Below are 12,814 nucleotides of genomic sequence, written 5' to 3'. Positions count from 1 at the left end.
GGTCGCGGGTGTTGTCGCGACCGAGGCTTCGCGGGGGCGCCGACAACCCCGGACGATCGGGGTGTGCCCTGTGGACGGGCGCGCCAGCGGCCGCCCTGGGGACGACTCGTGGCTACTTGAGCGTCGTGGCGAGGTGGGTGCGTACGGCGGAGTAGGCGGCCAGCTCAGCCGCCACCGGCTGCACGACCAGCTCGTCGGCCACCTCGTGGACGGCAGCGCGCAGCCGCCGGTCGGCGGCGGCGGCCTTGCGGTGCGCCGTAGCCGAGACCAGCCAGCGGCAGACCAGGGCCAGCAGCACTCCCAGGGCGACGCCCCCGAGCAGCAGCAGCGTCGGCAGCGGCAGGGGTCCGATGTCGGGCGTGGCCGGCTCGGGCACCTTGAGGTAGCCCATGACCGCGAGCGCGGCCAGCCACGCACCGCCCAGCAGCGCGGTGATGATCAGCACCCACTGGATCGCGCGCACGGCGCCGGCCCACCAGGGCATCTTGGCGACGCCCAGGTCGGTGCCGCCGACAGCACTGTCGAGCCGGTCACTGAGATCGGTGATCCGCGATGTCGACGCCCGACGTACGGCGTCCGCCCAGGGCCGACCGAGGCCGGCCGAGGCGTCGTCGGCGAGCGCGCGCACCTCGGTGTCGACCCGGGCCCGCTGGATCGGCGTCGTCTCGGGCAGCGAGGTGCGCGATCGGCCGGAGAACTTCTCGGCAGCGTCGCCGAGGTCGAGGTGGAGGCGCTTCAACGGGTCGGGCTTGAGCCGTGAGAACCAGGCGACGACCGGCCAGCCGGTGGCGCGCCCCGCGCGCAGCCGGGTCGAGCGCTCGACAGCGTCGACGACCGTGGGGACGCCCGCCGCCTCGGCGAAGGCGTCCTCGAGGTCGGAGACCCGGGCGTCGGAGAGCGCACGAGTCTTGCCGGACCCGGAGGCCTCCTGCATCCGGTCGGCCACGCCGCGCAGGTCGGCCTCGAGCCGCTGCCGGGTGGCCTGCTTGGCGCGCACCCGCCGCACGATCTCCTCACGCAGCTCGGGCAGGCCGATGCCGTGCCGGGCGCTGATCGGGATGATCGGGACCTTGTGCAGGCCGTCCTGGTCGAGGAGCCGGCGTACGTCGGCCACCATCGCATCGCGCCGGTCCTCCGCCACGGTGTCGATGTGGTTGAGCACCACCACCATGACCTCGTCGTGGGTCTTGAGCGGTGCGAGGTAGCGGTCGTGGATCGCCGCGTCGGCGTACTTCTGCGGGTCGAGCACCCACACCAGCATGTCGACCAGCTGCACCAGCCGGTCGACCTCGAGGTGGTGGCTGAGCTCGGTGGAGTCGTGGTCGGGCAGGTCGAGCAGGACGACGCCGTTGAGGGCGGTGTCCTCGCGCCGGGTGTCGAGCATCGAGTCGCGGGTGGTCTGGTGCCGCGGCGGGATGCCGAGCCACTGGAGCAGCTCGTCGGCCCCGTCGGTCCCCCAGACGCAGGCACTGGCCCACGACGTCGTGGGACGGCGTACACCGACGGCGGAGAGCTCGAGACCGGTCAGCGCGTTGAACGTCGAGGACTTGCCGGACCCGGTGGCGCCGGCGATGCCGACCACGGTGTGCTGGGCCGACAGCCTCAGCCGGCTGGCGGCACGGTCGGAGACGGCCGCAGCCTCGTCGACCAGGGCGTCGTCGAGCCGGCCGCGCGCGGCGGCGGCAGCGGCTTCCATGGCGCTGATCCGGGCACCGATGTCCGTGCCCTTCGTGACCAGCTTCTTGGCTCCTTCGAGCAGGGAGGTCACTCGGCTTCTCGCTTCGACTCGGCATACCTGAGGTCATCGATGCGACGCGACGCGTCGCGCAGCTGGTCGGGCACGGCGGGCTTGAGCTGCAGCGCGTCGACCAGCGAGACGTACCGGAGGCGCTCGTCCTGGAACAGCGTCGTGAGCCGCTTCTCCAGGGAGCGGCGGGCGCGCTCGGCCAGGTCGCGCACGGCCTGGTCGCCGAAGACGGCCTCGAGCAGCTTCTGGCCGAGTACGGCGGAGCCGCCGGCGATGCCGGCCTCGGCCCCGGTGACCCCGGCGGTGTGGGCGAAGACGACGACCATGAGCGCCACCGACAGCCCGTTGACGCCGAACGCCAGGAAGCGCGCGGTGGTGCGCTTGTCGGCGCCCTCGGTGCGGACCATCTCGAGCACGTCGGCCTGCCAGTCGCGTACGGCGCGCTCGGCCTTGCGGCGCAGCTCTCGCGAGGCGCGGCCGAGGTCCTGGTCGGCGGAGGCCAGCAGGCCCTGGCCGGCGGCGAGCTGCTGCCACGAGGCCTCGGCGCGCTCGGCGGCGGCCTCCGCGTGCTCGAGGATCAGCGTCTCCAGACCGGACTCGACGGCGACGGTCACGCGCTCGGCCTGCTGCGGCTTGCCCTTGACCGCGTTGACGACGCGGTCGCGCAGCCAGCCGACCTTGGTCTCCAGCGACTTGAGGAGCTCGCCGGTGCCGACGAACTCCTGCCAGCGGGCGAGCACCTCACCGCGGAGCAGCGTCCCGTCGGCGGAGGCCGCCATGATCGCGGCGATCGACTCGTCGTAGGCGCGGTCGGCGTCGGTGCGCAGCCGGTCGGCGGTGGTGACCTGCTCGGCCACGGCGTCGGCCACGGCGTGGGTGCCGCGGGCGATGGTGCGGATCGCGCCGTCGAGGGTCTGCTTCACGACCGCGCCGCGGGCGCCCGAGTCGGCGGCCAGCGAGTGGAGCCAGGCCCGGATCTCGGCCACGTGGTCGGGCGGGAGCAGGCCCTCGTCGTCGACCTTGCCCTCGGTGACGGTGAAGAGGGGTGAGTCCTTGAGCCCGCGGGCGGCGAGCATCCGGGCGAGGTGGGTCGACACCGTCTCGACCGCCTCGTCGGGGGTGCGGTCGAGCACGATCGCGACCGAGGTCGAGCGCTCGGCGGCGCGCTTGAGGAAGTCCCACGGCACCTGGTCGGCGTAGCGCGCGGCGGATGTGACGAAGAGCCAGAGGTCACCGGCGGCCAGCAGCTGGGCGGCGAGCTGCCGGTTGCGGATCTCGACCGAGTCGACGTCGGGCGCGTCGAGGATGGCCAGGCCGGCCGGGATCGACTCCGCGGCGACGAGCTGGAGGGCGTCGGGGTCGTTGGTGGAGTGGTTGACCCGCTCGAGGTCGGGCAGCAGCCGGTCCTGGCCGAACCACTCGGCGTCGTCCGGGTGGTGCACCAGGACGGGTGAGCGCGTGGTCGGGCGGAGTACGCCGGGAGTGGTCACCCGGCGCCCGACCAGGGAGTTGACCAGCGTCGACTTGCCGGCGCCGGTCGAGCCGCCCACGACCGCGAGGAGCGGGGCGTCGATGGTCATCAGGCGCGGGATGACGTAGTCCTCGAGCTGGTCGACCATCTCGTTGCGGGCGATGCGCAGCTCGGCGATGCCGGGGGCGTCCAGTGGCAGCTCGGCGTCCTGCAACGCTCCGCGCAGGCGCACCAGCGCGGTCAGCATCGAGCTGTTGGTGTCGCTCATCGCGTCGGCACCACCTGTCCGGGGAACGCGATGCTCGGGCGCACGGCGTTGATTCGGGCAAGGTAGTCCTGTCCGCGGGCCTGGTAGTCAGCGGGAGCCGTCCCGCGCAGCAGGCGGTGGTGCAGGAAGCCCAGCTCGACGGCCGCCTGCTGGTAGTCCTTCATCGCCTCGTGGGCGGCGGGACCGCCGTACAGCTTGGCGTGGGCGCGGGCCGCGCGGCGAGCGCGCAGGTCGACCACCCAGCCGATGTCGGTCGCCGGGATGAGCCCACGGCGGGATGCGTCGTCGAGGGCGGCCGCGAGCATCCGGCGCTCGGAGCTGCGGGTCCAGACCCCCAGCCACACCAGGCCGATCAGGGCCGGGAGCATCAGGACGAGGTAGACGGCGGCGAAGCTGCCCAGCCCGAAGATGGTGGAGCCGTTCCACAGCCCATGGGCGATCACGGCGAGGCAGTAGCCGCCGATCGGCGCCAGCCAGCGCAACGCGGGGACGCGGGTGGTCACCGCGATCCCGATCCCGATGCCGGTGAACGTCGTGAAGAGGGGGTGCGCGAAGGGGCTGAGCAGGCAGCGGATGACGAACAGAGTCGTGACCCCGGCGATGCCGCCGGGGCCGGTGCCGTCGGTGCCGTTGTAGGCCGCGGCGAGGTAGAGGATGTTCTCGGTGAAGGCGAACCCGATGCCGACCATCCCGGCGTAGACGATGCCGTCGAGGATCCCGTCGAGCTCGGCCCGGCGCCACCACAGCAGGAGTAGGAGGAAGACACCCTTGCTCGCCTCCTCGGTGACGGGCGCGACGATCGCCAGCGACTGGTTGTCGGTGAAGCCGACGACGAGTCCGCCCAGGCCGCCCACCACGATCGCCGCGATGGTAGCCACGAAGGCACCCCACAGCAGGGCGAAGGCGAGCAGGCGCTTGGGCTCGGGTTCGTAACGGTCGAGCCAGAGGTAAGACGCCACCAGCGGGCCGACCGGGACGGCCGCCAGGACGGCGGCCAGGAGCGTGATCGCGGGCGCCCCGGACAGCGTCAGAATCGCCAGCATCAACAGCGCGCCAAGGCCCACCAACACGGTCACCACGACTGTGAAGGCAACGCTGTCGCGACGTGGACCGGGCATAGGTGGAAGCCTAACGTCAGGGCTCGGGCGGACCGACTTCGCGGCGTACAGTAACCGGGTGAGCGAGCAGACGACCCCGGAATCCGTCGAGCCCAAGACCGAGTCCCACGACCCGGCAGTGCCCGCCGCCTACTCAGCCTTCATGCGTCAGGGCTGGGGCGACCGGGAGCTCGACCTCCCGCCGCACCCGATCACCCAGGTCGCGGCCGCCCGCCGCGCGCGCCTGGCCGAGGTCTTCCCGGGCGAGCGCCTGGTGCTCCCGTCGGGCACCTACAAGGTGCGCGCCAACGACACCGACTACCGCTTCCGGTCCGACACCGCCCACACCTACTTCTGCGGCAACCAGACCAGCGACGCCGTTCTCGTGCTCCAGGACGGCGAGGCCGTGCTCTACGCCCGGCCACGTTCCTCGCGCGAGACCGACGAGTTCTTCCGCGACCGGGTCTACGGCGAGCTCTGGGCCGGCCGGCGCCCCTCGGCGCGCGAGATCTCCACGTCGCTGGGCATCGACGTACGCCACATCGACTCCCTCGCCGACGCCCTGTCGGTCTCTCAGAAGACCCGCGTCCACCGCGGTGTCTCCGCGCACGTCGACGGCCTCGTGGCCCCCGACACCTCCCTCGACGCCGACTTCGCCCGCGTCATCTCCGAGATGCGGCTGGTCAAGGACGAGTGGGAGGTCGGTGAGCTCCAGGAGGCGTGTGACATCACCACGCTCGGCTTCGAAGACTCTGTGCGCGAGTGGGACAACGTACTGAAGTACGGCGAGCGGTGGCTCGAGGGCACGTTCTTCCGCCGGGCGCGCACGATGGGCAACGACATCGGCTACGACTCCATCGTCGGCGGCGGCAAGCACGCCACCACGTTGCACTGGATCGAGAACTCCGGGCCGATCACGCCCGGCGAGCTGGTGCTGCTCGACATGGGGGTCGAGGGCCACAACCTCTACACCGCCGACGTCACCCGCACGCTGCCCGTTGACGGCACGTTCACCACGCTCCAGCGTGACCTCTACGACCTCGTGCACGCCTCCCAGCAGGCCGGGATCGACGCCGTACGTCCCGGGGTGGAGTTCGCCGACATCCACCTCACGTCGATGACGGTCCTCGCCCACGGGCTCGAGGGCCTGGGACTCCTGCCCGTGTCGGCCGCGGAGGCGCTCGACCCCGAGTCGAAGGTCTACTCCCGCTGGACGCTCCACGGCACCAGCCACATGCTCGGCATGGACGTCCACGACTGCGGCCAGGCCTCCCCCGAGTCCTACGCGAAGGGCACGCTCGCCGCCGGGATGGTGCTGACCGTCGAGCCGGGCCTCTACTTCCAGGAGGACGACCTGCTCGTGCCCGAGGAGCTGCGCGGTATCGGGATCCGGATCGAGGACGACATCCTGGTCACCAGCGACGGTTCGCGGAACCTGTCCGCGTCACTCCCCCGCTCGGCGACCGATATCGAGGAGTGGATGGGGTCGCTGCGATCCTGACGTGAGATCGTCTGGGGTGCTCGCCGACCGCTACGACCTCGGAGACCGGCTCGGAACCGGTGGGATGGCCGACGTCTACCGCGCCACCGACCGCGTCCTGCATCGCGAGGTCGCCGTGAAGGTGCTGCGCGAGACCGCGGACACCGAGACCGACCGCGCCCGCTTCACCTCCGAGGCGCGCACCCTCGCCCGGCTGAGCCACGTCAACCTGGTGATGGTGCTCGACGCCGGCATGACCACCGACCAGCCGTTCCTCGTGATGGAGCTGGTGGAGGGAACCACGCTCTCCGAGCGCGTCCAGGCCGGCCCGCTCGCCCCGGACGAGGTCGCCGAGATCGCGGCACAGCTCGCCGACGCGCTCGCCTACGCCCACGGCCAGGGCATCGTTCACCGCGACGTCAAGCCGGGCAACGTGCTGCTGGGCCACAACGGTCGGGTCAAGCTCGCCGACTTCGGGATCGCGCGACTCATCGGCGACACCGTGCGCCACACCAGGACCGGGACCGCGATCGGCACGGCGGCGTACCTCTCGCCCGAGCAGGTCCGCGGCGACGAGGTCACCCCGGCAGCCGACGTCTACTCCCTCGGCCTGGTACTGCTCGAGATCCTCAGCGGCGAACGCGCCTTCCCCGGCAGCCCCACCGAGTCGGCGCTGGCGCGCCTCAACCGCGACCCCGACCTGCCCGAGTCGCTGCCCGAGCCCTGGCGCCGGCTGGTCGGCGCGATGACCGCCCGCGACCCCGCCGCGCGTCCGACCGCGGAGGCGGTGGCCCGTGAGCTGCGGACCTTGGACGGCGGCGGTACGACGGCCGTGCTCGACCTCGACTCCCTCACCTCCCCACGGCTGCCGGTGACACCCACCGGTGGGCCGTCGGTGATCGACTCGCTGGTCGACCGGGTCCGGCAGGTCCCGCCCCACGTGCGGGCCGCGGCAGCGGCCATCGGGGCGATCCTGGTGCTGCTGATCGTGGCGGCGATCGTGTCGTCGGGTGGCGACAGCGGCGACCGCACCGAGGGCGCCGACACCACCTCCACCATCCCCGCGGGCGTCGCGGCCGACCTTCAGGCCCCGCTGCAGGAGCTGCACGACGCCGTCGACGCGGTCGAGGACGCACCGGACGGCGCCCTCGACGTGGTCGACTCGACCCTCGCCGCGCAGCGCTACCCCGCCGCGCGGACCGCGCTCGACAACGTCATCTCCAGCACCACCTCGGCCGAGGAGGCCGGGACGATCGAGACCGACCTGGCCGAACGGATCGTCACCGCCGCCGAGACGCTGCTGGCCGCGCTCCCCGCCGAGGAGGCCGCGTCACCCTCCGACGAACCGACCGACGAGGACGTCGCCCCGACCGACACCGGCAAGCCCGACAAGGGGAAGGGAAAGGGCAAAGGCAAGGGCAAGGGCCGCTGAGCCCGGACCCCTCCGGTGACTGCCACACTGCCTCCCATGTCGCCGTACCTGACCCGTCGTACCCGCCTGCTGACCGCCGCCTTGACCCTCGGCCTCGCGCTGACCGCCTGTGGCGGAAACAGTGAGGACGACGAGAACGAGCCGGACCCTGCGTCCCAGGTGCTCACCCAGGAGCTCGCCGACGGCGCACTGCTGACGCTCGACGACGTCGGCGAGGGTTTCGTGGACAGCACGCAGCCCGAGGACGACGAGGACTCCGACCTCGGCTGCCTGTCCGGCATCGACGACCTCGACGCCGGGACCAAGGCAGAGGTGAGCTTCGACGCCGAGGGGAACGCCGAGACCGGCGGGGTCCTGCGCAGCGTCCTCAGCGGGGTGAAGTCCTTCGACGACACCGCGACGGTCACCGACGCGCTGAAGGCGTTCCGTACGGCCGTCGAGAGCTGCGACGAGGTGAACGTCACCGACCCCACCGGCTTCAACCTGGCGCTCACCGTCACCGTCGACGACGGCGACGAGATCGGCGACGTCGACGACCAGGTGCGCCTCACCGGCACCGGCCAGGTCTCGACCGGCCCGACCGAGACCTACTCCTACGACCTCGCCTTCGTCGCGTCCCGGATCGACAACAACCTCAGCGTGGTCGGAGTCATCGACCTCGGCGCCCCGGGCGAGGCGGTCATCGGCGCGCTCACCGGGACCGCCATCGAGCGGCTCAACGACGCGATCGGCTGACTGCGCCACACAGTCCGGCCGCCGCTGGTTTGTTACCAGAGGTAGCGGGTACCGGCTCGCCGCTGACACACGACAGTGTCACTGGGGCAGAAGAGGTAGGACGCCATGGAGATCATCGGCATCGTCATCGCGGGCATCATCATCGGCCTGCTCGGCAAGCTCGTCGCCCCCGGCGACAAGGACAACATCCCGATCTGGCTGACGGTCCTGTGCGGCATCGGCGGCGTACTCATCGGCCTGGGCATCTACAACGCCGCCGGCGGTGACGGCAGCCCGGGGATCGACTGGACTCTGTGGCTCGTCTCGATCGCCTGCGCCGCGGTCCTCGTGATGGTCGCGTCCGCGGTCACCGGCAGGCGATCGACCGGCGCGCGCGTGGCTTCGCGCCACTGACGCGCGCATCAAGACGCCCGACGCGCTCAGCGGACGCGTCGGGCCAGGTCGAGGCGTTGTGACTGGTCCAGGTCAGGGATCCTGACTTGGTCAGCCAGCGCCTCGACCGGGCGGCACCTCGGGCATACTTGCCGCGATCGGCGTTCAGCGCTCCGGTCCCGCCCCCGTAGCTCAGCTGGACAGAGCAGCGGCCTTCTAATCCGCCGGTCGCAGGTTCGAATCCTGCCGGGGGCGCGTGACACCTAGCCTGACCTGCAATAACGAACATTGCGGGAGCGGCATACTTCTACCACTCCCCACGTACGTCCCCACCATGGATCAGAGGTGTTGGGCGAGGTCCGACTTGTCTCCCGAGAAGTCACGACCGAGGTAGACCCTCGCGGTCATGGCGGGGTCTGCGTGCCCGAGCTGGTCAGCGATGCGGACCAGAGGTGCGCCAGCCTCGTGCAGAAGCGTCGCGACCGTACGCCGGAAGGTGTGCGGTATGGCCCATCCGACTCCAACACCATCGAGCACCCCCCGAACTGCCGCGGACGAGTTGGACTGATCCCACTTTTGCGAACCATCCAGGTGTGCGGGCGACGCGAAGACAAACCCGATGCGCCCGTCCACCGCCCGACGCTGAACGCGATCAAGCAGCCAGTCGGGCAGGCTCTGAATCGCCCCGGGTCTGATGGAGGCTCTCAATCCATGGAGGATGCGAGTCATGGCAGCACCCAGGAAGTACGGCGACGAGTTGCGTGAGCGCGCGACCCGGATGGCGGTCGAGTTGAGACAGGACCCGGCAACGAGGTCCGGGGCGATCCCGCGAGTGGCGGGCCAGCTCGGCATGCATCCAGAGACCCTGCGCAACTGGGTCCGACAAGCCGAGGTCGATGGCGGCGTCCGGCCGGGCACCACGACTCACGACGCAACGCGGCTGGCTGAGCTCGAGCGGGAGGTCCGTGAGCTTCGACGAGCTAACGAGATCCTGAAGACAAGCGCAGCGTTTTCCGCCGCGCCGTCCACACGTGCCCGACTGCTCGCAAAGCGGAGGCGAGCCCGAGGGTCTCGCTGAGCGGCCGTTGCTCTTGCTGCTCCCCATTGGCACTGTCTCGAAGAACGACCACGCGTGTACGCCGCCCTAGCAGCTCCGCGTCCAAGTCCCACTCTGACTTGCCACGGACCAGCGGTCCTCTGTCTTTGTGAAAACGATGTTGATGGCTGCGGTGCCAACTTCAATAGCGCTGATGCCCGTCGACGACCAGGTGTGCCCATACCTCGAGAACATCTGCACGGTCGAATTGCAGGCGATCGGGTCCACGACGATGATGATCTGCCCGTTATAGACGTTATAGTCCGGCTTTACCACAGTCTTGTAGACCTTGTCCTGCTGGAGGAACGAGGCCCCCGCCGAACTGTTTGCGTCTGGGGGAGGGGATGCGCACCCAGCAAAGTTCGCCCAGTCCCGCGTGATGTCGGAACGCCCACAGAAATTGACATCTGCTTGGCGATTCACGAGGTTGCGGCTGAACCGCAAAGCGAACCCGTCCTTGCCTCCGACGTTGCACGGCGTGTCCACATCGCAGCTGCTACTGGAATCGAAGTAGTTGTACAGGTCTTCGCCGACCATGCTGTCCCACCTGTATTCAGCAATTACGAAATAGCGCCGTAAATCACTGTCATAGAAGACGTCGGGACGATAGATCGCAATATTGGATGAGTTCGTTGCCACGAGGTCATATTGCGGGGTCTCGGACACGAGATAGAGGTCCTGCTCCTCCAGCCATTCATCTGAGCGATCCTCTACGAGTGCTTGCGCCAGCACGGCCCGCTTCTCCTCTGCGAGTACCTGCTCGGCCTCCGTCAGTGGTCCAGACTCCGCCTCACTCTGATCGGGTGCTGGCTCTTCCGGCACGGACTCGGCCGACTCTCTCAGAGTCTCTCCACCTGGCGGCTGGCCGAGTACGGCAAGCGACGCGAACGCCACCCCAGAAATCAATACCTTTGCCAGTCCCCCGAGTAACATGCGCCGTTGCATATTGGTTCCCTTGAATTGGTGGAAGGTTCTAATGAGGTTTTGCTCGTGACTCGGGTCGATCCTGTTTACCTAGGGCCACAGCGAACGAAATGGCGGACACGAGAACAAGGAGGAATGAACCAGACGCCACAAGGACACACGTCCAGAACAGCGCGCTATGCTCCAACTGCTCGTTGAAATCGTTTCTGGTCCAATAGGACATGCCTAATGCCGGCACGCCTAGAACGAGGCCAACAACGAAGAGTAGAAGTCTCGTGTCCCGCGCCTCATCATTGCCGTTCAACTCATGCGCCTTCGCCGAGTCCCGGCCGGGACTCCGTCTTCGGCATACCTGAGGGGGCGCCCGACGCGGGCGAGTCGTGGAGGTCTCGCAAGGGGTGCCTAGTGGCGAACTTCATCAGATGTCGATCCGTCCCGGAATGAATCGGTGCTGTCTGTGAGGGATCACCCTGACACGAAGCGGGCGAAGTCACAATGGATCCGGGTCAGTGTGTAGCCGTTCGATGGTGCCTTGCAGCGGCAAAATGTGCAGGGCACACACCGCGTAACTCATGGGGCTGATGCACGCTCAGGTGACAGGTTGGGTCACGCAGCCTGAGCCGCTGGCGTGGTCATGATGGTCTCGAACTCGATGGGGGTCAATCGGCCGAGGCGGGCTTGCCTGCGGCGGCGGTGATAGGTCCGCTCGATCCAGGTCACCATTGCGATTCGGAGGTCCTCGCGGGTGGCCCAGGTCTGGCGGTCGAGGACGTTGTTCTGAAGCAGGCTGAAGAAGCTCTCCATGGCGGCGTTGTCCCCGGCCGCGGCAACGCGGCCCATCGATCCGACCAGGCCGTGAGTGGCCAATGCGCGCCGGAGCTTCCGCGAGACAAATTGCGATCCTCGGTCCGAATGCACGATGCAGCCGGCCACGGTGTCGCCTGCGGCATGACGCATTGCGACGGCGTTGTTCACCGCGGTGACGGCAAGGCGGGACTTCATCCGGGAGTCGATGGAGTAGCCGACGATCCGGTTGGAGTACACGTCCTTGACCGCGCAGATGTACAGCTTGCCCTCCCGCGTCCAGTGCTCCGAGATATCGGTGAGCCACAGCCGGTTCGGGGCGTCTGCGGTGACGATCCGCTCGACGAGGTCGTCGTGGACCGCCGGGCCGGGCCGCTTCCCGTTGCGGCGCCTGGGCTTGCCGAAGGCGCACCACCAGCCGTTGTCCGCACAGATCCGCCACGCGGTCCGGTCCGCCATCTGCTCCCCGTGCTCGCGCGCGGCCTCGTCGGCCAGAAGCCGGTAGCCGAACCCGGGATCCTCCTGGTGCGCGAGGAACAGCGCGTGCGCGCGATACGCCTCCTCATAGTCGGCGTCGGTGACCGGCAGCTCAAGCCAGCGGTAGTAGGGCTGGCGGGCGATCTTGAGGACCCGGCACGTCACCGTCACGGGCACCCGCAGTGGGGCATCCTTGGCGGCCAGTTCGCGGACGAGCGGGTACATCATTTTCCCGGCAGGTTGGCCTGAGATAGATAGGCGGCTGCCCGGCGCAGGACTTCGTTCTCTTGCTCCAAGAGGCGCACTCGCTTGCGAAGTTCGCAGTTCTCGGCGTTCTGCTCGGCGGTGGCGCCGGGCTTGGCGCCGTCCTCGACGTCGGCGGACTTAAGCCACCCGTTCAGGCACGACTCGCTGATGCCGAAGTCGGCCGCGATCTGCTTCAGGTGGACGCCAGGCTCACGGTTTCTCGTGACACGGACGACGTCGTCGCGGAACTCTCTGGGGTAGGCTTCGGCACGGTGTACATCCTTCCAGCGGCACCTCTCGGCACCACAGATCAGATGTCACCTATCCGTGCATCAGCCCCGACTAGGGCGTGTCTCCTAAAGACAGCGGGGTCGGTCCGGGATTGTTGACTCATGTCGCGTTCTGCTGTGCTGACTGACGCTCAATGGGCTCGGGTCGAGCCTCTGATGCCCTCCTCTGACGGGCAGCGGGGACGGCCGTTCCGCGATCACCGGCAGGTGATCGAAGGCATCGTCTACCGGCTCCGGACCGGGGTGGCGTGGCGGGACCTGCCGGAGTCCTTCGGGCCGTGGCAGACGATCTGGAAGCGTCACAAGCGGTTCAGCACGGACGGAACCTGGGACAAGATCCACGCTCGTCTGGTCGCTGAAGCCGACGCTGCTGGC

General features: G+C 69.2%; 12 protein-coding genes and 1 tRNA gene. 7 read left to right on the top strand and 6 right to left on the bottom strand.

The features are described from left to right. Positions 1–112 precede the first annotated feature (112 nt). From BLR90_RS19725 to BLR90_RS19715, 3 genes are read right to left on the bottom strand one after another with little or no spacing between them, the layout of a single operon-like run. Positions 113–1,768: a YfjP family GTPase gene (locus tag BLR90_RS19725; protein WP_091026947.1), complete on the bottom strand. Its 1,656-nt coding sequence runs from the start codon at positions 1,766–1,768 to the stop codon at positions 113–115. After that, positions 1,765–3,465, bottom strand: a complete 1,701-nt coding sequence (locus tag BLR90_RS19720) for a dynamin family protein (RefSeq protein WP_091027004.1) — start codon at positions 3,463–3,465, stop codon at positions 1,765–1,767. Before BLR90_RS19720 ends, BLR90_RS19725 begins: the two co-directional genes overlap by 4 nt. Positions 3,466–3,482: 17 nt before the next feature. Further along, on the bottom strand, positions 3,483–4,604 hold the full coding sequence (locus BLR90_RS19715; RefSeq protein WP_091026946.1) for a PrsW family intramembrane metalloprotease: 1,122 nt from the start codon (positions 4,602–4,604) through the stop codon (positions 3,483–3,485). Positions 4,605–4,662: 58 nt separating this feature from the next. On the opposite strand from BLR90_RS19715, the gene BLR90_RS19710 reads away from it, so the two are divergent. From BLR90_RS19710 to BLR90_RS19690, 5 genes are all read left to right on the top strand, one after another. Next, positions 4,663–6,084: an aminopeptidase P family protein gene (locus BLR90_RS19710; protein ID WP_245715425.1), complete on the top strand. Its 1,422-nt coding sequence runs from the start codon at positions 4,663–4,665 to the stop codon at positions 6,082–6,084. A gap of 1 nt (position 6,085) precedes the next feature. Continuing rightward, positions 6,086–7,495: a serine/threonine-protein kinase gene (locus BLR90_RS21340; protein ID WP_218029500.1), complete on the top strand. Its 1,410-nt coding sequence runs from the start codon at positions 6,086–6,088 to the stop codon at positions 7,493–7,495. A 36-nt stretch (positions 7,496–7,531) separates the two neighbouring features. Then, positions 7,532–8,230, top strand: a complete 699-nt coding sequence (locus tag BLR90_RS19700; protein ID WP_091026945.1) for a hypothetical protein — start codon at positions 7,532–7,534, stop codon at positions 8,228–8,230. A gap of 105 nt (positions 8,231–8,335) precedes the next feature. Continuing rightward, the gene (locus tag BLR90_RS19695) at positions 8,336–8,623 is read left to right on the top strand and encodes a GlsB/YeaQ/YmgE family stress response membrane protein (RefSeq protein ID WP_091026944.1); all 288 of its coding nucleotides are present in this window, start codon (positions 8,336–8,338) and stop codon (positions 8,621–8,623) included. A 160-nt stretch (positions 8,624–8,783) separates the two neighbouring features. Further along, a tRNA-Arg gene (locus tag BLR90_RS19690) sits at positions 8,784–8,857 on the top strand. Between the two features lie 84 nt (positions 8,858–8,941). Here BLR90_RS19690 and BLR90_RS21810 read toward each other — a convergent pair. Next, positions 8,942–9,331 carry a tyrosine-type recombinase/integrase gene (locus BLR90_RS21810; RefSeq protein WP_091027002.1) on the bottom strand — a complete coding sequence of 130 codons (390 nt, stop codon included), beginning with the start codon at positions 9,329–9,331 and terminating at the stop codon, positions 8,942–8,944. On the opposite strand from BLR90_RS21810, the gene BLR90_RS21805 reads away from it, so the two are divergent. Beyond that, positions 9,297–9,680 carry a transposase gene (locus BLR90_RS21805; protein WP_091026943.1) on the top strand — a complete coding sequence of 128 codons (384 nt, stop codon included), beginning with the start codon at positions 9,297–9,299 and terminating at the stop codon, positions 9,678–9,680. The genes BLR90_RS21810 and BLR90_RS21805 overlap by 35 nt on opposite strands. A gap of 66 nt (positions 9,681–9,746) precedes the next feature. On the opposite strand, the gene BLR90_RS19675 is transcribed toward BLR90_RS21805, so the two are convergent. Beyond that, positions 9,747–10,643 (bottom strand): hypothetical protein, encoded by an 897-nt coding sequence (locus BLR90_RS19675; RefSeq protein ID WP_143016282.1) that lies wholly within the window; start codon positions 10,641–10,643, stop codon positions 9,747–9,749. A gap of 585 nt (positions 10,644–11,228) precedes the next feature. Further along, positions 11,229–12,460 (bottom strand): IS3 family transposase gene (locus tag BLR90_RS19670; RefSeq protein ID WP_091026941.1). Its coding sequence is split into 2 segments (ribosomal slippage): positions 11,229–12,134 and positions 12,137–12,460, totalling 1,230 coding nucleotides; the frame shifts between segments, so codons are not numbered across the junction. Between the two features lie 81 nt (positions 12,461–12,541). Here BLR90_RS19670 and BLR90_RS20780 point away from each other — a divergent pair. After that, positions 12,542–12,814: transposase (locus tag BLR90_RS20780; RefSeq protein ID WP_143016281.1), on the top strand; the 273-nt coding region annotated here is incomplete at its 3' end.

Source organism: Nocardioides szechwanensis, from assembly GCF_900103935.1.
Classification (GTDB): domain Bacteria; phylum Actinomycetota; class Actinomycetes; order Propionibacteriales; family Nocardioidaceae; genus Nocardioides; species Nocardioides szechwanensis.
This window is presented reverse-complemented; position numbering and strand designations above follow the sequence as displayed.